This is a genomic window from Curtobacterium caseinilyticum, assembly GCF_030363035.1.
Classification (GTDB): domain Bacteria; phylum Actinomycetota; class Actinomycetes; order Actinomycetales; family Microbacteriaceae; genus Curtobacterium; species Curtobacterium caseinilyticum.
Genome location: NZ_JAUCMN010000010.1, coordinates 96,417 through 120,504, shown reverse-complemented (window position 1 = coordinate 120,504; position 24,088 = coordinate 96,417). Strand labels below are relative to the sequence as shown.

Sequence of the window (24,088 nt, the reverse complement as noted above, 5' to 3'; positions counted from 1 at the left end):
GGTATCGCGCTGCGAGGAGACGCCAGGGTTGCGTTTTGCGGGAAAGGCGGACGGGAGGCGCGGGGCCGGGTCCTCAGCGCGTGGCGCGCAGGCGTGCCAACTGCTTCAGGACGTCGGTGAGCGCCGCCGGGTCGGCCACGCGGTGACCGGCGAGGGTGTCGCCCTCCCCCACCTTCACGCCCACGTCGCCGTCGCGGAGCACCCGGAAGGCGTCCTCGTCGGTCACGTCGTCACCGGCGAAGAACACCGCGTCCGCGCCGCGCAGCTCGCGCAGCCGGTCGACCGCGTCGCCCTTCGTGACGTGCCGGACGGCGAACTCGAGGATGTCCTTCCCGCCGCGCTCGAGCACCTCGGGGTCGGCCTCGTGCGCCGCCTCGTGCGCGGCGCGGTTCGCCTCGGCGGCGACCTCGGCCGTCGCCCGACGCGTGTGCACGCCGTGCCCGGCCGGCTTGTGCTCGATCACGACGTCGGGGAACCGCGCGCCGACCGCATCGAGTGCGGCACCGACGCGGGCGACCCGCGCGAGTTCGTCGTCGCTGAGCGCGGCCTCGTCGTGACCGTCGACGCGCCACTCGACACCGTGCGAGCCGACGAGCGCCATGCCCTCCGGGGCGTGGGAGACGCGGGCGAGCCCCTCGAGCGGTCGGCCGGACACCAGGACGACCTCGGTGTCGCGGGCGCGCTGCAGGGTGAGGACGGCGGCCCAGGACCCGGGCAGCGCCCCGACCTGCGACGGGTCGTCGGCGAAGGGAGCGAGCGTGCCGTCGAAGTCCAGGGCGACGAGCAGTCGCGGCGCAGCCGCGAGCGTCGTGAGCGCCGACGTCAGGACGGACGGGTCGGTGGAGGTCTCAGGCACCACGTGCCTCCCGGGTGTCCTCGGCTGCGCGCGCCCGCTGGGCGTCCTGGTCGAAGATCGACATGCCGTCGTCCTCCGCCTCGCGGTGGCGTTCGCCGCCGTCGGCCGACGGGTCGATGCGGGAGCCCCGCGGTGCGTGCCGGTCGAGCGCCTCGAGGAACGACCGCGACCAGCGCGCCACGTCGTTGTCCCGGACGCGCTTGCGGAGCGCGCGCATGCGCGTCGAACGCTCGCGGCGGGGCATCTCGATCGCGCGCAGGATCGACTCCTTGAGCGCACCGATGTCGTGCGGGTTGACGATGACGGCCTGCTTCAGTTCGTCAGCAGCGCCGGCGAACTCGGACAGGATGAGCACGCCGTCGTTGTCGAAGCGTGCGGCCACGTACTCCTTGGCGACGAGGTTCATGCCGTCGCGCAGTGCGGTGACGAGCATGATGTCGGCGGCCAGGTAGAGCGCCACCATCTCCTCGCGCGGGTACCCGTGGTGCAGGTAGGCGATCGGCTGGTGGCCGATCACGCCGAGGTCGCCGTTGATCCGGCCGACGGTGAGCTCGATCTCGTCGCGGAGCGCTGCGTAGGTGTCGACGCGCTCGCGGCTCGGGCTGGCGACCTGGACGAGGGTGGCGTCCTCGACGGCGACGCGACCGTCCTCGACGAGCTCGCCGAACGCCTTGATGCGGTGGCGGATGCCCTTGGTGTAGTCGAGGCGGTCGACGCCGAGCAGCACCGTGGTCGGGTTCCCGAGGCTCTCGCGGATCTCGCGGGCGCGTGCCTGCACCTCGGGCCGGTGGGCGATCTCCTCGAAGCTCTCGGCGTCGATCGAGATGGGGAAGTGACGTGCCTCGACGTGACGGACGGTGATCCCCTTGCGGCTCCTGGGAGCGGCCGGGTCGTCCACGGGCACGTCGATCGTCGAGCCCTTGGTCGTGTAGCCCTTGATGTGCCGGACCGCGCGGAGGAAGTCGCTCGCGTCGTCCTGCCGCTGGAAGCCGATGACGTCGGCGCCGAGCAGGCCGTCGAGGATCTGCGCACGCCAGGGCAGCTGGGCGTAGATGCCCACCGGTGGGAACGGGATGTGGTTGAAGAAGCCGATGGTCAGGTCGGGGCGCTTCGCGCGGAGCAGGGCCGGGACGAGCTGCAGCTGGTAGTCCTGCACCCAGACGATGCCGTCCTGCTCGACGATCTCGGCGATCTGGGCCGCGAAGCGCTCGTTGACGCGCTTGTAGGCGTTCCACCAGTCGCGGTGGTAGCTCGGGTGCTCGATGACGTCGTGGTACAGCGGCCACAGGGTGTCGTTGCTGAACCCCTCGTAGTACTCCTCGACGTCGTCGGCACTGAGCGGCACCGGGACGATGTGGATGCCGTCGTTGTCGAACGGTGCGACCTCGACGTCGGGCTGGCCGACCCAGCCGACCCACGCCCCGTCGTTGGCGCGCATGACGGGCTCGAGGGCCGTCACCAACCCGCCGGGCGAGTGACGCCACCCCTCGTTGCCGTCCTCGTCGACGACCCGGTCGACGGGGAGCCGGTTCGATGCGACGACGAAGGCGTACCGGTCGGGGTCGGTGTCTGGTGCCATGGGGTGGTGGTGTCTCCGTTCCCCCCGGCTCGGACGCCGGGATCGTGGCCGACGGTACCAGCGGACGGACGGTCGGTTCCCGGGGCGCCGTCACTAGGCTCCTCCCCATGGTCGGGACACGGGCGTGGCGGGACGGCACCGCGGTGGAGCGGGACTTCCCCGTCGAGCGGGTGTCGGACCTGCTGGACCGCGACGACGGGACCTTCGTCTGGGTGGACCACGTCGACCCGACCCCCGCCGAGCTCGCGCAGGTCGAGGACGAGCTCGGCGTGCACGCGCTCGCGGTCGAGGACGCCCTGGAGCGCGGGCAGCGACCGAAGCTCGACCGGTACCGGGACAGCTTGTTCCTGGTGGTCTACGACGTGCAGGGCCTCGACGACGAGGGCGACCTCGTCACGCACGAGGTGAAGGCGTTCGTCACCCACCACGCGCTCGTGACCATCCACGGCCCCGAGGTCGACCTGCGCTCCGTCGAGCGACGTCTCGACGCGAACGCCGACCTGGCCGACCACGGGGTGCCGTGGCTGGTCTGGGGCCTGCTCGACGCCGTCGTCGACCACGCGACGAGTGCCGTCGAGGACGTCGAGGCGCGCATCGACGACCTCGAGGACGACCTGTTCGAGCACGGGGACCCCCGCGAGCAGCAGATCCAGCGGCGGTCGTTCCGGCTCCGGAAGGCGCTCGGGGTGCTCCGCCGCCAGGTCGTGCCGACGCGGGACAGCGTCGGGTCCCTGCTGCACGGCGACGCCGAGACCATCGTCGACGGCATCCGTCCGTACTTCCGCGACGTCGAGGACCACCTGGTGTCGATCGCCGACTCGGTCGAGCAGCTCCGCGACGCGGTGTCGAGCGTGCTCGACACCAACCTGAACCTGGCGTCGAACCGGCAGAACACGGTGATGAAGAAGGTGACGAGCTGGGCGGCGATCATCGCGATCCCGACGGCGATCACCGGGTTCTTCGGCCAGAACGTGACGTTCCCGGGCGAGGGGCACTGGAGCGGCCTGCTCGCCTCGGTGTCGCTCATCGTCGCGACCTCGCTCGTGCTCTACCGCGTCTTCAGGACGAAGGACTGGCTGTAGCCGGTCCCGCGGCCCTCGCAGGACCTGCTCACGGCACCGGTCCTGCCGGTCCGTTCAGGTCCCGAGCTGCCGGTCCGCTCAGGTCGCGAGCGCGAGCACACCGGCCACGACGGTGAGCGGCGCGACGACGCAGCCGAGCGCCATGTAGCGACCCCACGACAGGTGCACGCCCTCGGACGCCAGGCGCGCGTGCCAGAGCAGCGTCGCGAGCGAGGCCCACGGCGTGATGAGGCAGCCCGCGTTCACGCCGACCAGGAGCGCGGCGTACCGCAGGGCCTCGTGCCCCGCCGCCGGTTCGAGGACCAGGTAGCCGGGCAGGTTGTCGATGAGGTTCGCCGCGATGCCGCCCGCTCCGCCGAGCAGCAGCAGCGAGCCGGTGTCCGTGCCCCCGGACAGCGCTCGCACGATCGGGTCGGTGATCCCCGTGGTGTGGAGCGTCTCGACGACGACGAAGAGGCCGGCCGCGAACACCAGCGTCGACCACGGCACACGGGAGGGGCGGAGCTCGGAGGGGGCACGGAACGCCGCCACCACGACGAGCAGGGCCGCCGCGACGAGTGCCGCGACCCACACCTCGACCCCGGCGGTGAGCGCGACGACGAGTGCGACCAGCACGGCCGCGGCCGCCCAGAAGAACAGCGGATCGCGCGGTCGGCGGACGTCCACCGGCGTGTACCGACCGAACAGCTTCCCGCGGAACACCACGAGCAGGACGGCGCACGGGACCACGACCCCGGCGAGCGCCGCCCAGACCATCAGGCCGGCGAACGGGATCGGTCCGTCGAGGCCGATGCCGTCGACGGCGAGCAGGTTCGTGAGGTTCGACACCGGCAGCAGGAGCGACGCCGTGTTGGCCAGCCAGACCGTGGTGAGCGCGAACGGCATCGGCGGCAGACCGACGCGGCGGGCGAGCGTGATGACGATCGGCGTGAGCAGGACCGCCGTCGTGTCGATGCTCAGGAAGACGGTGCAGACCACGGCGAGGACGACCACCGCGACCCACAGGCCGATCGTCCGTCCGCCGCCGATGCGCGCCGCGAGGTCGGCCAGCCGGTCGAACACGCCGGCGTCCGCCGCGAGCTCCGAGACGATCGTGAGCCCGAGCACGAACGCCAGCACCGGGACGACCCGCTCGGCGAGGGCCGCGAGGTCGGGCAGGGGCAGGAGTCCGAGGGCGACGCACACGGCGCCGACGACCAGCAGCGCTCCCCCGATGACGGCCTGACGCACGGTGACTCCTCGCTCTGCGCCCCGGCAGGGCGACCGGCGGCGCTCCAATGTACTGGCCGGTAGCGTGGCGGGGACGACCAGGAGGAGGAACCCGTGCGGAAGTTCATGTTCAGCGGTGCGGTGTGGAGTTCGATCATCAGCGGCTACAGCGTGCTGCAGACGACGCGGCAGGGTCCGCGCGACTGGCGCCTGGCGCTCACGTGGATCGCGTGGCTGTCCACGACGATCGTCGCGATCGGCACGGTCGTCGAGGACGACCGCGCGGTGAAGGCGCGGCAGCGCTAGCGACGCGCGTCACGGTCACCCCGGTGACCGGTCGACGGACGGGAGGCGCGGTACCGGCTGGTACCGCGCCTCCCGTCCGTCGTGTGGTGTCGTCACGACTCCTCAGCGCTCCGGCGGGACCTCGTCCGGTCGGATGCCGGACGTCTGGATCGGGCCGGTGAAGAGCGCGGTGCGCTCGTCGCCCTCGCGGAAGAGCGCCGCGTCCTGCTCCTCGGTGCGCGGACGGCGTTCGCCGACCCGTTCGGTGCCCTGCGTGACCTGCACCCGCTGGCGGGGCAGCGCGTCGGGGTGCTCGCGCTGGATCCACTCGACCATCTCCTCGCGGACGTAGCAGCGCAGGTCGAACAGGCCGCCGGCGTCCGGGGCGGACACCAGGATGCGGACCCGGACGAGCCCGCTCACGGCGTCGGTCACCTGGAGCACCTTCGTGCGGCCGTCCCAGATGGTCGACGTCGACAGGATGCGGTCGAGCTCCCCGCGCATCTCGGTGGGGCTGATCCGCCAGTCCAGGTCGAACTCGACGGCCCCGAGGAGCTCGCTGCCGGTCCGGGTCCAGTTCTCGAACGGGGTCGACGTGAAGTACGTCGACGGCAGCACGAACCGACGGTCGTCCCACAGGTGGACGACGACGTAGGTGAGGGTGATCTCCTCGATGCGCCCCCACTGCTGCTCGACCACGACGACGTCGTCGACGCGGATCGACCCGGAGAACGCCAGCTGCATGCCCGCGAACACGTTGCCGAGGGTGGACTGCGCCGCCAGGCCGGCGACCACCGAGATGAGCCCGGCCGACGCCAGGACGCTGGCGCCGGCGGCCTCGACGCCCGGGAAGGTCAGCAGGATCGCGCCGACCGCGATGATGACGAGGACGGCGACGGTGAGCCGCCGGATGATGAGGACCTGGGTCCGGATGCGGCGCGCGACCCGGTTGTCCGGCACGTCCACGCGGTACCGGTGCAGGCCGAGGTCCTCGAGGAAGATCGCGATCTCGCACGCCAGCCAGCACCCGAGGGCGATCGTCGCGATGAGGAAGGCGTGCGAGACCTCGTCGCGCCACGGGTACGTGTCCTCGTGGTGCGGGATGCTCGACGTGAACGCGACCCAGAGCATCGCCACGAGGAGCATCGTGCGGAACGGGTGCTTCGTCCGTCGGGACAGCACGGCGGCCCATCGTTCCCGGCGTGCGATCGTGCGCAGGACCAGGTGCAGGACGAGCGCCGCGGCGGCCGTCACGAGCAGGGCGAACCCGATCGCGACGAGGAGTCGGAGGAGGATGTCCATCCGTCCATGGTGTCGGAGCCGGGCTCCGCGACACTCAGCGTGGTCCACCTGTGGGCTCGTACAGACCGGCGCCGGGGTCCGCCCGCGGCTGTCAGCGCATGTAGGTTGGCGCGCATGACAGCGCAGAACGACACGGGTGTTGCGAAGCCCGCGAACGACTTCTCGCACGAGCAGGAGGGCTACCAGCACGGTCTGAAGCCCCGGCAACTGCAGATGATCGCGATCGGCGGGGCGATCGGCACCGGACTCTTCCTCGGCGCGGGTGGCCGGCTGAACACAGCGGGTCCGGCCCTGGCGGTGACCTACCTGATCGCGGGTGTCTTCGCGTTCTTCATCCTCCGCGCGCTCGGCGAGCTCGTGCTGCACCGCCCCTCATCGGGGTCGTTCATCTCCTACGCCCGCGAGTTCTACGGCGAGAAGTTCGCCTACGCGGCCGGGTGGATGTACTTCCTGAACTGGGCGATGACCTCGATCGTGGACACCACCGCCGTCGCGCTGTACCTCCACTACTGGAGCGCGTTCACCGCGGCACCGCAGTGGTTGCTCGCGCTCATCGCGCTCGTCGTCGTGCTCGCCGCCAACATGGTCGCCGTCAAGGTGTTCGGCGAGCTCGAGTTCTGGTTCGCGCTCATCAAGGTCGCCGCACTCGTGGCGTTCCTCGTGATCGCGCTCGTGTGGCTGGTCTTCGCCTTCCCGGTCGAGACCGGTGGCGAGGCCGTCCGCACGGGCTTCTCGATCTGGGCCGACAACGGCGGGCTCATCCCGAACGGTGTGCTGCCCGCGGTCCTCGTCGTCCAGGGCGTCGTGTTCGCCTACGCGGCCATCGAACTCGTCGGTACCGCGTCCGGCGAGACCCAGGACACCGAGAAGGTCATCCCCCGCGCCATCAACTCCGTCGTCTTCCGCATCGCGGTCTTCTACGTCGGGTCGGTCGTCCTGCTCTCCCTGCTCCTGCCGTACACCTCGTACAAGGACGGGCAGAGCCCGTTCGTCACGTTCTTCTCGTCGCTCGGCAACCCGCAGGTCGGGGTCGTCGCCGGATCGATCATGAACTTCGTCGTGCTCACCGCCGCGCTGTCCTCGCTCAACGCCGGGCTGTACTCGACCGGTCGCGCCCTGCACTCGATGGGCATGAACGGCTCCGCGCCGAAGTGGACCACGAAGATGTCGGAGGGCGGCGTGCCCTACGCGGGCATCCTGCTGACGGCGGCGTTCACGGTCGCGGGGGTCGCGCTCAACTACTTCGTGCCGAAGCAGGCGTTCGAGATCGCGCTCAACGTCGCCAGCCTCGGCATCATCACCGCATGGGGCACGATCATCCTCTGCCAGATGAAGCTGCGGCAGTGGGCGAAGCAGGGTCTCGCGAAGGAGCCGTCGTTCAAGCTGCCGGGTGCTCCGGTGACCTCGTGGCTGACGCTCGCGTTCCTCGCCTCGGTGATCGTGCTCATGGCGATCGACTACCCGGTGGGCACGTACACGATCGCCTCGCTCGTGGTCATCATCCCGCTGCTGGTCGTCGGCTGGTTCCTGCAGCGCGACCGCATCCTCCGCATCGCGGCACTCCGCGAGGGCGTCACCGGTCCGTACCCGATCGGGGTCCGGAACCCGGCGAACCAGGTCCGTCGTGACGGCGCGGAGGACCGGGGCGACGACCGCGGATGACCCAGGACGACGGGCGCTCGGAGCCGGGATGATCCCGGCGACGCAGCGTTCTCGTCCGCCGGGCGAGCAGGGTCCGGTGCGCGCCGGTACGATCGGCGCGTGCCGGACCCTTCTGTCTCCCCCACCCTCGACGTGCAGCTGACGTGGCGTGGCACCTTCGGACGGATCCGGGTCTACGCAGACACCGTGCGCGCCGAGACGAGCTTCGAACGCGACGGCCTGACGCAGGTGCCGGTCGAGCAGAGCAGCGGATGGCGCATCGAGCCGTGCGACTTCGACGCGGTCTGCGTGGAGTTCGTCTGCGCCGACGACACCTTCCGGGTGCTGCTCGACACGAGCGACGAGCGGGTCGTGCGGCTCGGGCTCGGGCGGGCGCTCGGTGCGCCGCTGCCTGCGGCGTCCTGAGGCGGCGCGAGTACGAGACGCCGACGGCACGGCGGCACGCCTGGCACGTCGGGACGCCGCCGGGACGGCGACGCACCGCCGGATCCTGCGGCGTCGCACGACGGGCCGGGCGTCGCACGACGGGCGGGACGCCCCACGACGGGCGGGACGCCCCACGGGGTTGCCGGACCAGGAGACGGGACGGGAGGCGCGGTGCCGGACGTGCCCAGCGCCTCCCGTCCGGTGGGCGGTCGCGCCGGTCCGTCAGACGAACAGCAGGATGCCCGCGACCACGGCGGCGAGGGCGATCGCGAGGGCGATCAGCAGCAGCACGAGGTGGACGGTCCAGAACGTCGTCGGCTTGCCGGCCGCGTCACGCGCCCGGGGGTCCTTCGCGACCCGCTGGAAGAACCGCGGCCAGGTCACGACGTTGAAGACGGCGGCGACGAACAGGACGATGGCGGCGAAGACGGTCACCCGACGAGTCTAGACAGCACGCAGCACGCCGCCCGGACGACGGCGTGGGTCCGGGGGTGCTCGGCCGCCCCCAACGCGGCCGAGACCTCCCCGGCGTGCTGCAGCGCGGGGATCCCGCTGTGTAGCACGTGCTACAGACCCTACACGGCTGTACCGGCTGAGGTCGAGCGCTCCTCGGGAACGTGACCGTACCGATGCAGGACGGTCGCGTCAGGCGGGTCCGCCGGCGTCCTCGAGCGCCGACTCCGCCGCTGCGAGCACCGCGCGTTCGTCGGCGCCGAGCGGCGTCCGTGCGCGACGGGCACCGTCGTTGATCTCGACGATGGTGCGGCTCAGGCGCGTCGCCGTGTCCTCGGACGCCGGGTACGCATTGTCCGTCCCGATGCGCTCGTGCAGCGGCGCCAGGGCGGCCAGGGCGGCGTCGAGGCGCAGCGCTCGACGCCGACGCGAGAGCTGGTGACCGATGACGAGCAACAGCATCCCGGACGCCATGCAGAGCACGGCTCCGGGCGTGGTCACGTCGTACGGCGGGGTGAGGGCACGGGTGACGTCGGTCCGACCGACCACGTGGGCGACGTCCATCACCGCGACGACGACCATCCGGACGACGCCGAGGACGCCGCCGAGGACGATCACCCAGAGCCCGACCAGGTCCGCCCGCGTCCGGGCCTCACGCAGGCGCAGGAGGCAGATGACCGCCGTCGCACCGACCGCGGTCCCGAGGTAGGTGGTCTGCGCGATCGAGTAGACGGCCGCGGCCGGCTGGTGCCCCGCGACGAGCATGAAGGTCGTGGTCGTCGGCGGCTGGTCGAGCAGGACGAACGCCGACACGACCACCACCACGACGACCAGGAAGGCGACGGCGATCGTGGTGCGGAGCCAGGGCCACGCCGCACCGACCGCCTTCGCGACGCCCCAGAGCAGCGTGCTCGTCCCCGCGATCATCAAGCAGTCGGCGACGACCGTCACGACGTTGCGACCACCCACCAGCGGATCGATCCAGCGGTAGAACGGATCGACGTTCGCGACGATCGTCGCGGTGAAGAGCAGGAACGTCACCGCGAGCGTGCGGTCCTGCGCGCGCTGCAGACGGAACAGCACCGCCGTCCCGACGACGAGGACCACCGCCATCGCGACGGAGACGATCACCCGAAGACCCCGCGGAAGGCGCTCGGACGACCGCGGTTCGAGCGGATCAGGGCAGCGAGCCGGTCGGCGAAGAGCTCCGCCTCGTGCTCGTAGTCGTTCGAGAACAGCCCGCGGGCCAGCGCACGCTCGACCTTGTACTCCGGCACGTCGGGGATCACGTCGCGCACGTACGCCGACTGCGCTGCGTGCTCGTGGTGCCGGTGCAGGACGTGACCGAGCTCGTGCCCGATGACGAACGAGCGGAACGTCTCCGACGTGGTCGGCGAGATCATCACCAGGTGCTGGTGCTCGAGCGTCGCCACGAACCCGCACACCGGCTCGGTGCTGAGGAACGCCTCTTCGCGCACGACGACGGGCTTGCCGACGTGGTCGGCGGCGGCCGCGACCGCCTCGTCGATGTCCGACCACCCCTCGGCGACCCCGCGTGCCCAGAACGACTCGACCGACGCGTCCGTCACGCGACACCCCCTCGAGCCGACTCCTCCTCGAGCACCTGGGCGATGCGCCGCAGGGCCTCGGGCGACAGCTCCCCCGGGAACGTCCGGGCCGCGAACCCGCTCACGCGGGCCGATCGCAGCGCGCGCACGAGTTCGATCTGCGCCCCGATGCGCTCCGGGACGGCACTGTCCTCGAGCAGGAAGCGTTCGTCGACCTCGAAGAACCCGGCGAGCAGACGCAGGAGCTCACTGTCGCGGTTGCGCCGACCGTCACCGGAGAGCATGTACGTCCACTTCGCCCGCGAGAGCGAGCCGCCCTGCGCCGCGACGTACTCCTCGATCGCAGCGAACGGCACCGGGGCGCCGCGCTGCGACTCCTCGAAGTCGAGGAGCAGGTTGAGGCGACGGGCGAGCTCGGCCGCGTCGAGCGCGCCCCCCTTGGGATCCACGGTCGTCATGTCGATCGGACTCCTCCCCAGTCGTCGGCGGTGCTCGTCATGGTAGCGCGGGCCCCCGACCCGCCGTGGGTACGCTCGGTGCGTGCCCCGCCTCTTCCCGTCGACCGTCGCCGAGCCGGTGGAGCACGAGGTCGTCGTCACCCGGTCGCGCTTCATCACCACCGTCGCGCCGGTCTCCGGGGTCGCGGACGCGGAACGGGTCATCGCGGACGTCCGGCGACGGTACTGGGACGCGCGACACCACTGCTCCGCGATGGTGACGGGCCTCCTCGGCGACCAGGCCCGGTCGTCGGACGACGGCGAACCGTCGGGCACGGCCGGGGTCCCGATGCTCGAGGTCCTGCGACGCCGCGACCTGACCGACGTCGTCGCCGTCGTCACGCGGTACTTCGGCGGGGTGAAGCTCGGCGCCGGCGGCCTCGTCCGGGCGTACTCGACCTCGGTCTCCGAGGCGCTCGACGTCGCCGTGACCGTCCGGCGCACCGAACTCACGCGGGTGGACGTCGCGGCGCCGCACGCCGACGCCGGGTGCATCGACAACGTGCTGCGGGAGTGGGTGCGCCACCACGGCGCCACCTTCGACGACCCGACGTACGGCGCCGAGGTCACCTTCACGCTCTGGGTGCCGGAGGACGAGCTCGACCGGCTGCGCGCTGACGCGGCCGCGTCGACCCCGGCGCCCCGCGACACCGACCATCGGCTCGGATCCGATCGGATCGGATCGACTCGACTCGACTCGGCTCGACTCGGCTCGACTCGACTCGACTCGACTCGGCTCGACTCGGCTCGACTCGGCTCGACTCGGCTCGGCTCGGCGGAGACGCTCGTCGGACCTGCACGGCGGACGCCCACCAGATCGGCACCGAGGAGACGTGCGACGGATCTGCGCGCCGGGGGCAGCCCGCGCGTGTCGTGGCGATCGGCCCGTCCCGGGGAACGAAGAAGGCCCGGTCGGAGTGATCCGACCGGGCCTTGCTGGTGCGCCCCCTCGGACTTGAACCGAGAACCCACTGATTAAGAGTCAGTTGCTCTGCCAATTGAGCTAGAGGCGCGTGCTGTTCAGTTGTCTGTCGCTCTCGCACTTCCGTGCTGCAACGGGAAACAACAATAGCATGGGTTTCGCGTGCTCACGACCACTCGGGCACCGGAACCAGCAAGGAGCCCCATGACGGACCGTCTCGCCGCCGGCGACACCGCCCCCGACTTCACCCTCCCCGACCAGGACGGCGTCGAGCACAGCCTCGCCGACCTGCGCGGGCGCAAGGTCATCGTGTACTTCTACCCGGCGGCCTCGACGCCGGGATGCACCACCGAGGCGTGCGACTTCCGCGACAACATGTCGTCGCTGCAGGCGGCCGGCTACGAGGTCCTCGGCGTCTCGAAGGACGAGCAGGCGAAGCTCAAGACCTTCCAGCACGAACAGGCGCTCACGTTCCCGCTGCTGAGCGACCCGGACCTCGCGGTGCACCGCGCCTACGCGGCCTGGGGCGAGAAGAACAACTACGGGAAGATCGTCACGGGGACCATCCGCTCGACGATCGTCGTCGACGAGGAGGGCCGCGTCGAGCTGCCGCTCTACAACGTCAAGGCCACCGGCCACGTCGCCAGCCTGCGGAAGAAGCTCGGGCTGGTCTGATCGCCCGCGGGACCGACGGACGGACGGGAGGCCCGGTGCCAGCTGGCACCGGGCCTCCCGTCCGTCACGCCGGCCCGGTCAGTCGTCGCGCTGCTCGCGGGGCACGAGCGAGGCCGTCACCGGCCGCGACAGCACCAGGGTGAGGCCGAGCAGGGCCGGCAGCAGGAGCACCCACCCGACCCAGGCGACGCGGAAGACGCCCTGGAAGGCACCGATCGCGAGTGCGCCCTGCATGACCTGCCACACGATGATGCCGGAGCGCACCCAGGGACGACGGTTCCGGAGGCCGATGAACAGCGACACGAGCCAGAGCGCCGCGACGGCGCTGAGCAGGGTGAGCGCGACCGCGGAGGCGATGCTCGACGACGGCGCGACGATCGACTCGACGAGCAGGACGACCGTCACCACGACGAGCGCGAGGGCCTCGAGCCCCACGACGACGAGCAGGGCGAGGACGGCCGGCGACCGCCCGGCGACGGGGCGCGGTCCGGTCGGGGTGGTGTCGGGCACAGCAAGCCTCCAGTCGGGACCCTTGATTTGGCCCTATCAGTATGGAACGATATTGGAGGTCGTTTGGACGGCACGATGTGGTGTGCGTCTCCCGCGGTTCGACGCTCCTCCCCCGGGCGTTCAGCGGGCGTCAGACTCGCTCCCAGCGGAAGCCTCCCCCACAGGTTCCCCTCGTGCCCTGTGCATGCCAGCGTTCCGATCCCCGAGCCGCGGCCCCGGCCTGCCGTTCGAGCATCGACATCAAGGAGCACCACACATGGACTGGCGTGACCAGGCAGCCTGCCTCACCGCGGACCCCGAGCTCTTCTTCCCCGTCGGGAACACCGGACCCGCCGTCGACCAGATCGAGAAGGCCAAGTCGGTGTGTGCGCGGTGCACCGTCACCGAGATGTGCCTGCAGTACGCCCTCGAGAACAACCAGGACTCCGGTGTCTGGGGCGGTCTGAGCGAGGACGAGCGTCGTGCGCTGAAGCGCCGCGCCGCCCGCGCCCGCCGCGCCTCCTGACGCAGCACGCCTGACGACGACGCCCGTCGCTCCCCCCGGGGAGCGGCGGGCGTCGTCGTGTGTGAACGTCCCGCTACGCCGGAGCCGCGGCCGTGAGCCAGCGGAACGGGATCGTGATGGTGACCTCGGTGCCGCTGCCGGTCAGCGTGTGCCAGTCGATCGTGCCGCCGAGCTCGCCCTGGATGAGCGTCCGGACGATCTGCGTGCCGAGCCCCGAGCCGACCTTGCCCTCCGGCAGCCCCACGCCGTTGTCGCGGACCTGGATGTCGAGGTGGTCGTCGGCACGCTCGGCCACGATCTCCACCTCGCCGTCCCGCCCGTCGAGCCCGTGCTCGACCGCGTTGGTCACGAGCTCGGTGAGCCCGAGGGCGAGCGGAGTGGCGGCCTCGGACGGCAGCACGCCGAACTCGCCGGTCTTCTTCGGCCGCACCGTCGTGTTGTGCGACGCGGCGACCTCGGTGACGAGCTTGAGCACCGAGTCGAACACCTCGTCGAAGTCGACGTTCTGGCTGAGGCCCGTCGAGAGGGTGTCGTGCACGACCGCGATGGCCGCGACACGACGCATCGCGTTCTGCAGGGACGTCCGGGCCTCGTCGGAGTGGGTGCGGCGGGCCTGGATGCGCAGCAGCGACGCCACGGTCTGCAGGTTGTTCTTGACGCGGTGGTGGATCTCGCGGATCGTCGCGTCCTTGGTGATGAGCTCGCGCTCCTGGTGCCGGAGCTCGGTCACGTCGCGGCAGAGCACGATCGCTCCGATCCGCTCACCGTGGTCGCGCAGCGGGATCGACCGGAGGGACACCGTCACGCCCTTCGCCTCGACGTCGGCCCGCCACGGTGCGCGGCCCGTGACGACGAGCGGCAGGGACTCGTCGACGTCGAGCTTCGCGCCGATGAGCTCGGTGGTGACCTCGGCGAGCGACTTCCGCTCGAGCTCACCCTCGAAGCCCATGCGGTTGAACGCACTCAGGCCGTTCGGGCTCGCGAAGGTCACGGTGCCGTTCGTGTCCAGCCGCAGCAGACCGTCGCTCGCGCGGGGCGCGCCGCGACGCGGGCCAGCGGGGGCGCCCAGGTCCGGGAAGTCGCCGGTCGCGATCATGCCGAACAGGTCGTTCGCGCTCGCGGTGAAGTTCAGCTCCTGGCGGCTCGGGGTCCGCATCTCGTCCTGGTTCGAGTGCCGGGTGACGACGGCGATCGGCCGGTCGGTGGTCTCGGCGCTGTTCGCGCTGAGACGGCGGAGCACCGGGATCGCCCGGACACGGGTCGGGGTGTCCTCGTACCAGTCCGGCTCGGCGGAGTCCACGACCGTGGCACTCGCGAAGCACCGGGTCACCTGGTCGCGCCACTCCTCGCGGATCTCCTGCCCGACGATGTCGCGGTAGAACAGCGTCGCCGCCGAACTCGGTCGGGCGTGCGCGACGGCCACGAACGAACCGTCCTCGGCGGTCGGTACCCACAGGACCATGTCGGCGAAGGACAGGTCGGCGAGGAGCTGCCAGTCCCCCACGAGCAGGTGGAGCCACTCCACGTCCGCTTCGGAGGATCGGCCTTGCGCGAGGACGAGGTCACTGAGGGTCGACACCCGGCAATTCTAGGTGCGCTGCACTGTGGACAGCGTCGCTCCTCCACAGCACGTCACCATCCGTATTTCACATGTTCTGTTCATCCGTACGCTCGGGGGCGGAGGGGACATGGCGGCAGGAGAGGCACGTCCGATCGCGGACGACGACGAACGGGAGCCCGCGCGGCGGGCGCTCGTCCCACTGTCCGGGAGGACGATCGAGCCGGGAGCACCACGGGCCGAGGCCGACGGTCCGGCCGAGGGGGCCGCGCCAGCGGTGCCGGAGGCGCGAGCGGTGGCGGACGCGCGAGCGGCGCCGGACGCGCGAGTGACCGCGCGAGCGCTGGGCCTGTGCGTCGTCGAGGTCCTCACCGGCGGACGCGAGGTCGACAGCATCGCCCGGTGGGTCACCGAGGACGTCCAGCGACACCTGCTCCAGCGTGCGGCGCTCGCGGCCCGGGCTCGTTCGCTCGGCGAACGCTCACGTGCCCGCCCCGCGCTGCAGGTCGGCAGCGTCGTCGTCTGCGAACCGGCCCCCGGTGTGGCCGAGGCCGCCGTGGTGGTGCACACGCGCAGTCATGCCCGGGCGGTGGCGCTCCGACTGGAGCTCCGGCAGGGCCGGTGGCGTGCCACCGCCGTGGGCGTGCTCTGAGCTGCGTCCGGCACCGCGGCGTCCGGGCGAGGCCGGACAGACGGGAGGCGCGGTGCCAGCCGGCACCGCGCCTCCCGTCCGTCCTGTGGTGGCGTCAGCCCTTCTTGGCGGCCTGGCGACGCTCTGCGCGGTTGCTCGCCGCGGCCTGGCCGGAGGCGGTCGCCGCGTTGCCGAACGCCGAACCCTGCTCGGGACCGGTCGCCTCGGCCTCTGCCTCGGCCTGCGCACGCTGCGCTCGCGCCGTGGCCGCCTGCTCGAGACGGCCGCGCTCGTCGCGGACCTCGACCTCGCCGTCGATCGACGGCGCCGAGTACTCGAGCCCGGTGGCCTCGTTCTCGTCGAGGCCCTTCGCCTCGATCACCGCGTTGTCGCCGTCCGACTGCACCTGCACCTCGAGGTTGAAGAGGTAACCGACGGACTCCTCGCGGATCTGGCCCATCATGCTCTGGAACAGTGCGTAACCCTCGCGCTGGTACTCGACCAGCGGATCGCGCTGTGCCATCGCGCGGAGTCCGATGCCGTCCTTGAGGTAGTCCATCTCGTACAGGTGGTCGCGCCAGCGGCGGTCGATGACCGACAGGACAACGCGTCGCTCGAGCTCACGCATGGCCTCTTCGCCGAGGAGCTCCTCACGCTTGCTGTACGCGAGCTTCGCGTCGGAGAGGATCTCGCGACCCAGGAACTCCCGGGTCGCCTTGCCCTTCGAACCGGCCTCGGTGATGACCTCGTCGATCGAGATCGAGATCGGGTAGAGCGTGCCGAGCTCCGTCCACATGGCGTCGAGGTCCCAGTCGTCCGGGGACCCCTCGCCGGTGTGCGTGTCGATGACGTCGTCGACCACGGCCTTGAGGAACGACTGGGCGCGGTCGTGGATGTCGTCGCCCTCGAGGATGTGCCGGCGGTCGCTGTAGATCGCCTCGCGCTGGCGGTTCAGGACGTCGTCGTACTTCAGCACGTTCTTGCGGATCTCGGCGTTGCGGCCCTCGACCTGCGCCTGCGCCGAGCGGATCGCGCGGCTGACGAGCTTGTTCTCGATCGCCATGTCGTCCGGCACGTTCGAGCGGCCCATCAGGCTCTCGGCAGCGCCGGAGTTGAACAGGCGCATGAGGTCGTCGGTGAGCGACAGGTAGAACCGGCTCTCGCCCGGGTCACCCTGACGACCGGAGCGACCACGCAGCTGGTTGTCGATGCGACGGGACTCGTGGCGCTCGGTGCCGAGCACGTAGAGGCCGCCCGCTTCGCGGACCTTGTCGCCCTCTTCCTCGACGGTCCGCTTCATCTCCGCGAAGACCTCGTCCCACGCGGCCTCGTACTCCTCCGGCGTCTCCGTCGGGGACAGTCCCTTCGCGTGCATCTCCTGCACGGCGAGGAACTCGGAGTTGCCGCCGAGCATGATGTCGGTACCGCGGCCGGCCATGTTCGTGGCGACGGTGACCGCGCCGAGTCGACCGGCCTGGGCGACGATGGCGGCCTCGCGCGCGTGGTTCTTCGCGTTGAGGACCTCGTGCTTGACGCCCTTCTTGGCGAGGAGCTTCGACAGGTACTCGGACTTCTCGACGCTCGTGGTGCCGACCAGGACCGGCTGGCCCTTCTCGTGGCGCTCGGCGATGTCGACGGCGACCTGCTCGAACTTCGCCTTCTCGTTCTTGTAGACGAGGTCGGTCTGGTCGATGCGCTGCATCGGCTTGTTGGTCGGGATCGGGACGACGCCGAGCTTGTAGGTCGACATGAACTCGGCCGCCTCGGTCTCGGCGGTACCGGTCATGCCCGAGAGCTTCTGGTACAGGCGGAAGTAGTTCTGCAGCGTGACGGTCGCGAGCGTCTGGTTCTCCGCCTTGACCTCGACACCCTCCTTGGCCTCGATGGCCTGGTGGATGCCCTCGTTGTAGCGGCGGCCCATCAGGATGCGGCCGGTGTGCTCGTCGACGATGAGCACCTCGCCGTTCATCACGACGTAGTCCTTGTCCTTCTTGAACAGGGCGACTGCCTTGATCGAGTTGTTCAGGAAGGAGATCAGCGGGGTGTTGGCCGACTCGTACAGGTTGTCGATGCCGAGGTAGTCCTCGACCTTCTCGATGCCGGGCTCGAGCACACCGACGGTGCGCTTCTTCTCGTCGACCTCGTAGTCCTCGCCCGGGATCAGGCGCGTGGCGATCGACGCGAACTCGGTGAACCAGCGGTTCGCCTCGCCGGAGGACGGGCCGGAGATGATGAGCGGCGTCCGGGCCTCGTCGATGAGGATCGAGTCGACCTCGTCCACGATCGCGAAGAAGTGACCGCGCTGCACCATGTCGGACGCCTGCCACGCCATGTTGTCGCGCAGGTAGTCGAAGCCGAACTCGTTGTTCGTGCCGTAGGTGATGTCCGCGGCGTACTGCTCGCGGCGCTCGGCCGGCGACTGGTTCGCGATGATGCAGCCGGTCGTCATGCCGAGGGCCCGGAAGACGCGGCCCATGATCTCGGACTGGTACGACGCGAGGAAGTCGTTGACGGTGATGACGTGCACGCCGCGCGACGGGATCGCGTTGAGGTACGCGGCCGTCGTCGCGACGAGGGTCTTGCCCTCACCGGTCTTCATCTCGGCGATGTTGCCGAGGTGGAGCGCTGCGCCGCCCATCAGCTGGACGTCGAAGTGCCGCATGCCGAGGGTGCGCTTGGCCGCCTCGCGCACGGCGGCGAACGCCTCGGGCAGGAGGTCGTCGAGGGTCTCGCCGTTGGCGTACCGCTCGCGGAGCTCCTTCGTCTCGTCCTGGAGCTCCTCGTCCGTGAGGCTCGCGAAGTCGTCCTCGAGGTCGTTGATGGCCGAGGCGTACGCCTTCAGCCGACGGAGGGTGCGTCCTTCGCCGATGCGGAGGACCTTCTCCAGCACGTTTGCCACGTGAGCTCCTTACGGGGGTCGTCGCGCGCGACCTGCGCGATCCGAACAGCCAGTCATGCTAGCAACCCGGCGGACGGCGCCGCTGGGAGCGTGACGGGTGCGCGCGGCCGGACCGACCCCGCGCACCCGTGCTGCCGGAGCGGCTAGGCGATCGCGGCGGAGCGCGACGCTGCGACGTCCGCGTTCGCGTCCGCGTCCTCGGCTCCGGTCGGCCCGGCACCGGTGGTGCCGTCGTCGATGCCGATGACGCCGTAGTCCCAACCCTTGCGGCGGTACACGACGCTCGGACGGTGGGTCTCCTGGTCCACGAACAGGTAGAAGTCGTGGCCGACGAGCTCCATGCGGTAGAGCGCGTCGTCGACGGTCATCGGGGCCTCCTGGAAGACCTTGTGCCGGATGACCACGGGCGAGTAGACCTCGGTGTCGTCCTCGTGGGCCTCCTCGACCACGGGCACCGCACCCGTCGCGACGGTCTCGATCAGCCGTCCGTCGGCCGGGGTGACGTCCATGTGCTCGAACCCGCTGCCGGCGGCCTCGGCGACGGACGTCGGGCGGTGCCGACCACGGTGCACCTTGCGGCGGTCGCGAGCCCGGCGGAGACGCTCGGTGATGCGCGCGAACGCCAGGTCGAAGGCCGCGTACTTGTCCGATGCAGCGGACTCGGCCCGCACGAGGGGCCCGGGGCCGATCAGCGTCAGTTCGACGCGGTCCTCGCCACCGCTGCCGCCGGACTTCTCGTTGTGGCGGCTGAGGCGCACCTCGAAGGCGAGGGCGCGGTCGGCGAGCACGTCGATCTTCTCGGACTTCTGTTCGACGTAGGTGCGGAATCGATCGGTGACCCCGACGTTCCGTCCTGTGATCGTCACGTCCATGTGGCGGCTCCCATCCGTACTCCGGCGCGTCGCCTCCATCCGGCGATCCCGAACGCCTTGCCGCGAGGCTAGACCCCGGCACCGCACCGCGTCACCGCCCACCGGCGGGTCGGACGGACACCCACCGGACACTCAGCCGACACCGGGGGTTCACTCCTCGACCTCGGCGAGCGCCACGCACCGCACCACCCGGCCGCCCGCGGCGCGGACCGCCCGGACCGCCTCGGCCATCGTGACGCCGGTGGTCACGACGTCGTCGATGACGACGACGTCGCGGCCCTGCACCCCGCAGGCGCGCAACGTGCCGACGGTCGCCTCGACGCGTTCCAGCGCCGTGCGCTCCTTCTGTCCGTGGGACGACGCACCCGCCGGCGGCACGCTCGGGGACGGTCCGGGAGCGGTCGGCACGGACGCAGCAGGTCGGCGGACCCGACGCAGCGTGCGCGCCCCGGCCAAGGGCAGCGACCAGCGCAGCGGCAGGGCCCGCTCCACCGGCAGCCCCCGGCCACCCGGCAGCCTCCGGCCACCCGGCAGCCCCCGGCCACTCGGCAGCGACCCGTACACCGCCACCGGCCGCTCCCGGGTCGGTACGGTCGCGGACGGGGCCCGTCCACCCGGCGCCCCCGGCCGGGACCGCCGCAGCAGCAGGACGACGGGGTCGAACCCGCGGCGTCGGGCACCGCTCCGCGAGGGTGGGACGCGGACGAGCACCGCGCCCGGGGAAGCGGCCAGCGCCCGGCGCACGAGCACCCCGAACCTGGCGGCCAGCACCGGGGCGAGGTCGGTCCGACCGCGCAGCTTCAGCTCGAGGACCAGGGTCCGCACCAGGCCCTCGTACGCGAAGGCGGCGTCGAGCCGGACGCCCGCGACGAGTCGGGTGCGCAGGGGCCGGGCGTCGAGGTCCGCGCGGCACCTCGGGCACACCGCACGGTCCGGTGCGCCGCAGCCGACGCACGAGACGGGCAGGACGAGTCCGAGCACGGCGAGGACCGCGTCGACCCACGGTCGGTCCCGCACGCTGCCTGCGCGGGACTCCACCGGGAGCGGGCCGGTCGGGGCGGAGCCGGGCGGGGCGGAGCCGGGCGGGGCGGAGCCGGGCGGGGCGCCAGGCGGGGCGCTGGGGACGGGAGGCGTCGTACGGGACATGCACCGACGCTCGCAGCCGGCCACGCGCCCGCCCGCGGCGGCGGGGCGGCCGGTGGACGGGCCTCCTGGCCGTGCCTGCTGTGCAGGACGAGCGCGAGCCGCTTCAGCGCTGCGTGCCGAGCACGTCCGCGGTCACGCCCGTCGTGTCCCAGCGTCCACCGGTCGACTGCAGCACCGAGCCGTCGGACATGCGGAGCAGGATCGACCCGCCGCTCCCCCCGGTGACCGACCGCGCGCTCCCGTCCGGTTCCGGCAGGGTCGTCGACTGCCCGCCGACCGTCGAGCGGACCACCTCGGTGCCGGAGTCCGTCTGGCCGACCGACACCACGTCGCTGTCGTTGACCCAGGCCGCACCGACCGCGCGTCCGGACGCGGCCTGCACCCGGACCGCGGGGCCGAGCGTCGTCGGCGTGCGGTCGTCCCCGCGCACGATCGCCATGACGTAGAGCGCCGGACCGTCCGCGGTCTCGATGAGCGCGAGCGCCCGCGTGGAGTCGCGGGAGACCTGGAACGCGACCAGCGAACCGCGGGGCAGCTTCGTGGCGACCTGGTGCGGATCGCCGCCGAGGCCGTAGGCCGTCACACGGCTGGTGTCGCCCTCGCGGCCGACCCAGACGAACCCGAGGTCGTCGATCGTCGGGGGGACGAGGTCGTCGGTCGCGTCGACACGGGTGGCGTCGCGTCCCCGCACGACCACGACGCCGCTGGCGTTGCCGACGACTGCGACGGACCCGGACGCCGAGAGCGAGAACGAGGTGGGGTCGAGCGCGGCGATCGTCGCGCTCGTGTCACCACCGAGCGTCGCGACCTTGCCGTTCGTCGTGGCGTGGCCGACCTGGTCCTTGCGGTCGACGAGCGGGCGGGGGTCGACGTCCGGGTTCACCTTCGCCGGCGTGCCGTCCGGGCGGGAAGCGCTGTAGGTCGCCCCCTCGAAGGTGATCGAGACCGACGACACCGACGCGACCGAGGCGAGCGAGCGGGCCAACTGCTCACGCATCCGCTGCTTGTCGTCGTTGCTCGAGCGGAGTGCGTCGGTGGACAGGTCCACGACGGCGGTGCCGTTCTCGATCGTGACGGCGTTGAGCGACAGCTGCGTGCCCTCGGGGAACGCCGTCACGACGGCACCCCTGAGCCAGTCCGAGGGACCGGCGAGCAAGGCGCTGGCGATGCGCGTGCTCGTCGAGGAGCGGGCGAGGAACCAGCGTTCGTCGGGCACGAGGAAGGTGTTCGTCGGGTCGAAGAAGTACAGGGCGTGCTGCTGGAACACGGACCGGAAGCTGACCGGCGTCAGGATGATGCCGTCCGGGGCGGAGGCGATGCGCCACTCGCCGTCCTCCCGGACGAACTGGAAGGTCAGGGTCGACGTGGTCGGGCGCACGGCCTGCGTGTACTCGCCGTCGGCGTCCACCGTGGCGCTCGCGGTGAGCGTGTACGTCAGCTCGCGCTCGGCCACCCGGTCGACGGTGCCGCTCCCCTGCAGGACCGTGACGCTGCGACGCGGGTCCCACTGCGAGGCGAAGCCCTTCGCCAGGAACGCGCGCGCGATCTCGTAGTCGTCCTGGGCGCCGGTGCCGGCGGCGACGAACCCGCGCAGGATCGCGGTCTGGTCGGCACCGGGCACCGGGCTGTCCGGACGGTAGTCCACACCGGAGATGGACTCGTCCTTGATCGACTGGCCGGTGCGGACGCCACCACCCGTCGGGATCGCCGCGCAGGCGGTCAGCGCGACGACGGTGAGTGCCGCGAGCGCCGTCGCGACCACGGTGCGGAGTCGTGCGCGCATCAGCGGTCCTCCCGGACGGCACGGGGGCCGTCGTACGTCTCGTCGAGCTCGGGCAGCGGGATGGCCGACGTCGCGGTGCCGAGGGCCTCGCCGCGGGGCAGGGTCAGCACGAACGTCGAGCCCTCGCCGGGGCGGGACCAGACGTCGATCCGTCCACCGTGCAGGTTCGCGTCGCCGAGCGAGATCGCCAGGCCCAGGCCCGTGCCGCCGATGGTGCGCTTCCGGCTCGGGTCCGCTCGCCAGAACCGGTCGAACACCCGGGCGGCGTCCTCCGGCGGCATGCCGACGCCCTGGTCGCGCACGGCGATCGCGACCGAGCGGGCATCGCTGTCCACGACCACCTGCACGGGCTTCGCGTCGCCGTGCTCGATCGCGTTGCCGACGAGGTTGCGGAGGATGCGCCGGATCCGCTTCGCGTCGAGCTGCATGGTCGTGTGCCCACCGGGGGTGACGAGTTGCAGCTCGGTGCCGGCACGCTCGGCGAGGGGTCGGAACTCCTCGACGATGTCCACGGCGAGCGACGCCGGCACGACGGGCTCGGTGTCGAGCTGCACTGCCTGGGCGTCGTACCGCGAGATCTCGAGCAGGTCGGCGAGCAGCAGCTCGAAGCGTTCGACCTGGGCGTGCAGGAGTTCCGCGGAGCGACCGACCGACGGTTCGAACGCGTGTCGGGAGTCGAAGAGCATGTCGCCCGCGAGCCGGATGGTGGTGAGCGGCGTGCGGAGTTCGTGCGAGACGTCGGACACGAAGCGCTGCTGGACGCGGGACAGCTCGGCGAGCTGGGTGATCTGCCGACTCACCGCATCGGCCATGTCGTTGAAGCTCCGCGCGAGGATCGCGATGTCGTCGTGCCCGCGCACCGGGATGCGTTCGTCGAGCCGGCCGGCGGCGATCTTCCGGCTCGTCTCGGCGGCGCCGCGGATCGGGACGACGACGAGCCGGACCACGAGCGACGTGACGAGGGCGATGAGGACGATGAGCGCGACACCGCCGATCGACAGCGTCTGGGACACGAAGTCGAGCGTCTGCTGCGCATCCGACAGGTCGTAGACGATGTAGAGCTCGTACTGCCCGGCGCTGGGGATCTGCAGGACGGAGCCGACGGCCAGTCCGGGCTCGCGGCGACCGTCGTCGTCGAGCTGCACGGGCTGCAGGCTGAGCCGACCGGTGTCCTTCCCGACCTCGCGGCGGAGCGCGTCGGTGATGACCTCGTCGGGGAAGTCGCGACTGGCGAGCGTCTGCAGCACCTGCGGCCCCGGTTGCCCGGGCGTCCGCTCGATCGCGATCCGTGTGCCCCCTGGGCTGGTCGTGTTCGAGAGGATCGCGTCCTGCGCCTCGCTCTGCAGCGTCTCGAGCTCGGTCTGGTTGTTGTCCTCGGCCGCGGTGGCCGCGTCGAAGATGCCCTGTGCCACGACGGTGGCGCGGGCGGACTCTGCTTCGATCTGGTCACGCCGCTGGGCGTAGACGTTGTTCGAGATGCTGATCATGACGGCGGTGCCGATGATCGCGACGGCCAGGCCGCTCGTCGCGACGGTGATCGCGACCGAGCGGACCATGAGCGAACGGCGCCAGAGCCAGGCGACCGCGTACCAGCCGCGGCGGACCCACCGGCGCAGCCGTCGGCGCACGCGCGCAGCTCGTCCCCGCGCGTACGGGTCGCGACCGGGG

At 71.4% G+C, this 24,088-nt stretch carries 23 protein-coding genes and 1 tRNA gene; 8 read left to right on the top strand and 16 right to left on the bottom strand.

Features of this window, described 5'->3' with window-relative positions; translation table 11 throughout:
- Positions 1–73 precede the first annotated feature (73 nt).
- Both otsB and otsA read right to left on the bottom strand, forming a co-directional pair.
- Positions 74–856, bottom strand: coding sequence for a trehalose-phosphatase (gene otsB / locus QUG93_RS13930; protein ID WP_289474757.1), 783 nt, complete (start codon positions 854–856; stop codon positions 74–76).
- Entirely contained in the window at positions 849–2,435 is a 1,587-nt protein-coding gene (gene otsA / locus QUG93_RS13925) for an alpha,alpha-trehalose-phosphate synthase (UDP-forming) (RefSeq protein WP_289474756.1), read from the bottom strand. Before otsA ends, otsB begins: the two co-directional genes overlap by 8 nt.
- A 107-nt stretch (positions 2,436–2,542) precedes the next feature.
- On the opposite strand from otsA, the gene QUG93_RS13920 reads away from it, so the two are divergent.
- Positions 2,543–3,517, top strand: a complete 975-nt coding sequence (locus QUG93_RS13920) for a magnesium transporter CorA family protein (RefSeq protein ID WP_289474754.1) — start codon at positions 2,543–2,545, stop codon at positions 3,515–3,517.
- Between the two features lie 78 nt (positions 3,518–3,595).
- Here the strand turns inward: QUG93_RS13920 and QUG93_RS13915 are convergent, their stop codons facing one another.
- Complete coding sequence (locus tag QUG93_RS13915) at positions 3,596–4,747, bottom strand: SLC13 family permease (protein ID WP_289474753.1); 1,152 nt, start codon at positions 4,745–4,747, stop codon at positions 3,596–3,598.
- Positions 4,748–4,840: 93 nt separating this feature from the next.
- Here QUG93_RS13915 and QUG93_RS13910 point away from each other — a divergent pair, with 93 nt between their 5' ends.
- Positions 4,841–5,032 (top strand): hypothetical protein, encoded by a 192-nt coding sequence (locus QUG93_RS13910; protein ID WP_289474752.1) that lies wholly within the window; start codon positions 4,841–4,843, stop codon positions 5,030–5,032.
- 102 nt (positions 5,033–5,134) lie between these two features.
- Here QUG93_RS13910 and QUG93_RS13905 read toward each other — a convergent pair whose 3' ends face one another.
- Complete coding sequence (locus QUG93_RS13905) at positions 5,135–6,313, bottom strand: mechanosensitive ion channel family protein (protein WP_289474751.1); 1,179 nt, start codon at positions 6,311–6,313, stop codon at positions 5,135–5,137.
- Between the two features lie 114 nt (positions 6,314–6,427).
- On the opposite strand from QUG93_RS13905, the gene QUG93_RS13900 reads away from it, so the two are divergent.
- Together QUG93_RS13900 and QUG93_RS13895 are read left to right on the top strand one after the other, a co-directional pair.
- Positions 6,428–7,975: an amino acid permease gene (locus QUG93_RS13900; RefSeq protein WP_289474750.1), complete on the top strand. Its 1,548-nt coding sequence runs from the start codon at positions 6,428–6,430 to the stop codon at positions 7,973–7,975.
- 99 nt (positions 7,976–8,074) lie between these two features.
- Positions 8,075–8,380 carry a hypothetical protein gene (locus QUG93_RS13895; protein ID WP_289474749.1) on the top strand — a complete coding sequence of 102 codons (306 nt, stop codon included), beginning with the start codon at positions 8,075–8,077 and terminating at the stop codon, positions 8,378–8,380.
- A gap of 243 nt (positions 8,381–8,623) precedes the next feature.
- Here the strand turns inward: QUG93_RS13895 and QUG93_RS13890 are convergent, their stop codons facing one another.
- From QUG93_RS13890 to QUG93_RS13875, 4 genes are all read right to left on the bottom strand, one after another.
- Positions 8,624–8,836: an SCO4848 family membrane protein gene (locus QUG93_RS13890; RefSeq protein ID WP_289474748.1), complete on the bottom strand. Its 213-nt coding sequence runs from the start codon at positions 8,834–8,836 to the stop codon at positions 8,624–8,626.
- 210 nt (positions 8,837–9,046) lie between these two features.
- On the bottom strand, positions 9,047–9,985 hold the full coding sequence (locus QUG93_RS13885) for a hypothetical protein (protein ID WP_289474747.1): 939 nt from the start codon (positions 9,983–9,985) through the stop codon (positions 9,047–9,049).
- A complete protein-coding gene (locus QUG93_RS13880) occupies positions 9,982–10,443 on the bottom strand; it encodes a M48 family metalloprotease (protein WP_289474744.1) in 462 nt (153 codons plus the stop codon). Before QUG93_RS13880 ends, QUG93_RS13885 begins: the two co-directional genes overlap by 4 nt.
- A complete protein-coding gene (locus QUG93_RS13875; protein ID WP_289474742.1) occupies positions 10,440–10,880 on the bottom strand; it encodes a hypothetical protein in 441 nt (146 codons plus the stop codon). The genes QUG93_RS13880 and QUG93_RS13875 overlap by 4 nt, the downstream gene beginning before the upstream one ends.
- Positions 10,881–10,962: 82 nt before the next feature.
- Here QUG93_RS13875 and QUG93_RS16035 point away from each other — a divergent pair, with 82 nt between their 5' ends.
- On the top strand, positions 10,963–11,898 hold the full coding sequence (locus tag QUG93_RS16035; protein ID WP_353067774.1) for an IMPACT family protein: 936 nt from the start codon (positions 10,963–10,965) through the stop codon (positions 11,896–11,898).
- Here the strand turns inward: QUG93_RS16035 and QUG93_RS13865 are convergent.
- A tRNA-Lys gene (locus QUG93_RS13865) sits at positions 11,857–11,932 on the bottom strand. The genes QUG93_RS16035 and QUG93_RS13865 overlap by 42 nt on opposite strands.
- A 113-nt stretch (positions 11,933–12,045) precedes the next feature.
- Between QUG93_RS13865 and bcp the strand changes: the two genes are divergently transcribed.
- On the top strand, positions 12,046–12,516 hold the full coding sequence (bcp, locus tag QUG93_RS13860; RefSeq protein WP_289474741.1) for a thioredoxin-dependent thiol peroxidase: 471 nt from the start codon (positions 12,046–12,048) through the stop codon (positions 12,514–12,516).
- A 78-nt stretch (positions 12,517–12,594) separates the two neighbouring features.
- Here the strand turns inward: bcp and QUG93_RS13855 are convergent, their stop codons facing one another.
- Positions 12,595–13,026 carry a hypothetical protein gene (locus QUG93_RS13855; protein ID WP_289474740.1) on the bottom strand — a complete coding sequence of 144 codons (432 nt, stop codon included), beginning with the start codon at positions 13,024–13,026 and terminating at the stop codon, positions 12,595–12,597.
- Between the two features lie 256 nt (positions 13,027–13,282).
- On the opposite strand from QUG93_RS13855, the gene QUG93_RS13850 reads away from it, so the two are divergent.
- Positions 13,283–13,531, top strand: a complete 249-nt coding sequence (locus tag QUG93_RS13850; protein ID WP_022904217.1) for a WhiB family transcriptional regulator — start codon at positions 13,283–13,285, stop codon at positions 13,529–13,531.
- Between the two features lie 73 nt (positions 13,532–13,604).
- Here QUG93_RS13850 and QUG93_RS13845 read toward each other — a convergent pair whose 3' ends face one another.
- Positions 13,605–15,110: a sensor histidine kinase gene (locus tag QUG93_RS13845; RefSeq protein ID WP_289474738.1), complete on the bottom strand. Its 1,506-nt coding sequence runs from the start codon at positions 15,108–15,110 to the stop codon at positions 13,605–13,607.
- A gap of 109 nt (positions 15,111–15,219) precedes the next feature.
- On the opposite strand from QUG93_RS13845, the gene QUG93_RS13840 reads away from it, so the two are divergent.
- Positions 15,220–15,741, top strand: a complete 522-nt coding sequence (locus tag QUG93_RS13840; protein ID WP_289474736.1) for an Rv3235 family protein — start codon at positions 15,220–15,222, stop codon at positions 15,739–15,741.
- A gap of 94 nt (positions 15,742–15,835) precedes the next feature.
- On the opposite strand, the gene secA is transcribed toward QUG93_RS13840, so the two are convergent.
- From secA to mtrB, 5 genes are all read right to left on the bottom strand, one after another.
- Entirely contained in the window at positions 15,836–18,619 is a 2,784-nt protein-coding gene (secA, locus tag QUG93_RS13835; protein WP_289474734.1) for a preprotein translocase subunit SecA, read from the bottom strand.
- 143 nt (positions 18,620–18,762) lie between these two features.
- Entirely contained in the window at positions 18,763–19,491 is a 729-nt protein-coding gene (gene hpf / locus QUG93_RS13830; RefSeq protein WP_289474731.1) for a ribosome hibernation-promoting factor, HPF/YfiA family, read from the bottom strand.
- Positions 19,492–19,641: 150 nt separating this feature from the next.
- Positions 19,642–20,508, bottom strand: a complete 867-nt coding sequence (locus QUG93_RS13825) for a ComF family protein (protein ID WP_289474729.1) — start codon at positions 20,506–20,508, stop codon at positions 19,642–19,644.
- A gap of 232 nt (positions 20,509–20,740) precedes the next feature.
- On the bottom strand, positions 20,741–22,420 hold the full coding sequence (locus QUG93_RS13820; RefSeq protein ID WP_289474727.1) for an LpqB family beta-propeller domain-containing protein: 1,680 nt from the start codon (positions 22,418–22,420) through the stop codon (positions 20,741–20,743).
- Positions 22,420–24,048, bottom strand: coding sequence for an MtrAB system histidine kinase MtrB (gene mtrB / locus QUG93_RS13815; RefSeq protein WP_289474725.1), 1,629 nt, complete (start codon positions 24,046–24,048; stop codon positions 22,420–22,422). Before mtrB ends, QUG93_RS13820 begins: the two co-directional genes overlap by 1 nt.
- Positions 24,049–24,088: the final 40 nt, after the last annotated feature.

Bases quoted from the DNA above. Each gene is read 5' to 3' on its own strand.
- otsA (WP_289474756.1), bottom strand. From the start codon at position 2,435: ATGGCACCAGACACCGACCCCGACCGGTACGCCTTCGTCGTCGCATCG.
- QUG93_RS13920 (WP_289474754.1), top strand. From the start codon at position 2,543: ATGGTCGGGACACGGGCGTGGCGGGACGGCACCGCGGTGGAGCGGGAC.
- QUG93_RS13905 (WP_289474751.1), bottom strand. From the start codon at position 6,313: ATGGACATCCTCCTCCGACTCCTCGTCGCGATCGGGTTCGCCCTGCTC.
- QUG93_RS13900 (WP_289474750.1), top strand. From the start codon at position 6,428: ATGACAGCGCAGAACGACACGGGTGTTGCGAAGCCCGCGAACGACTTC.
- QUG93_RS13875 (WP_289474742.1), bottom strand. From the start codon at position 10,880: ATGACGACCGTGGATCCCAAGGGGGGCGCGCTCGACGCGGCCGAGCTC.
- bcp (WP_289474741.1), top strand. From the start codon at position 12,046: ATGACGGACCGTCTCGCCGCCGGCGACACCGCCCCCGACTTCACCCTC.
- QUG93_RS13850 (WP_022904217.1), top strand. From the start codon at position 13,283: ATGGACTGGCGTGACCAGGCAGCCTGCCTCACCGCGGACCCCGAGCTC.
- QUG93_RS13840 (WP_289474736.1), top strand. From the start codon at position 15,220: ATGGCGGCAGGAGAGGCACGTCCGATCGCGGACGACGACGAACGGGAG.
- hpf (WP_289474731.1), bottom strand. From the start codon at position 19,491: ATGGACGTGACGATCACAGGACGGAACGTCGGGGTCACCGATCGATTC.
- QUG93_RS13820 (WP_289474727.1), bottom strand. From the start codon at position 22,420: ATGCGCGCACGACTCCGCACCGTGGTCGCGACGGCGCTCGCGGCACTC.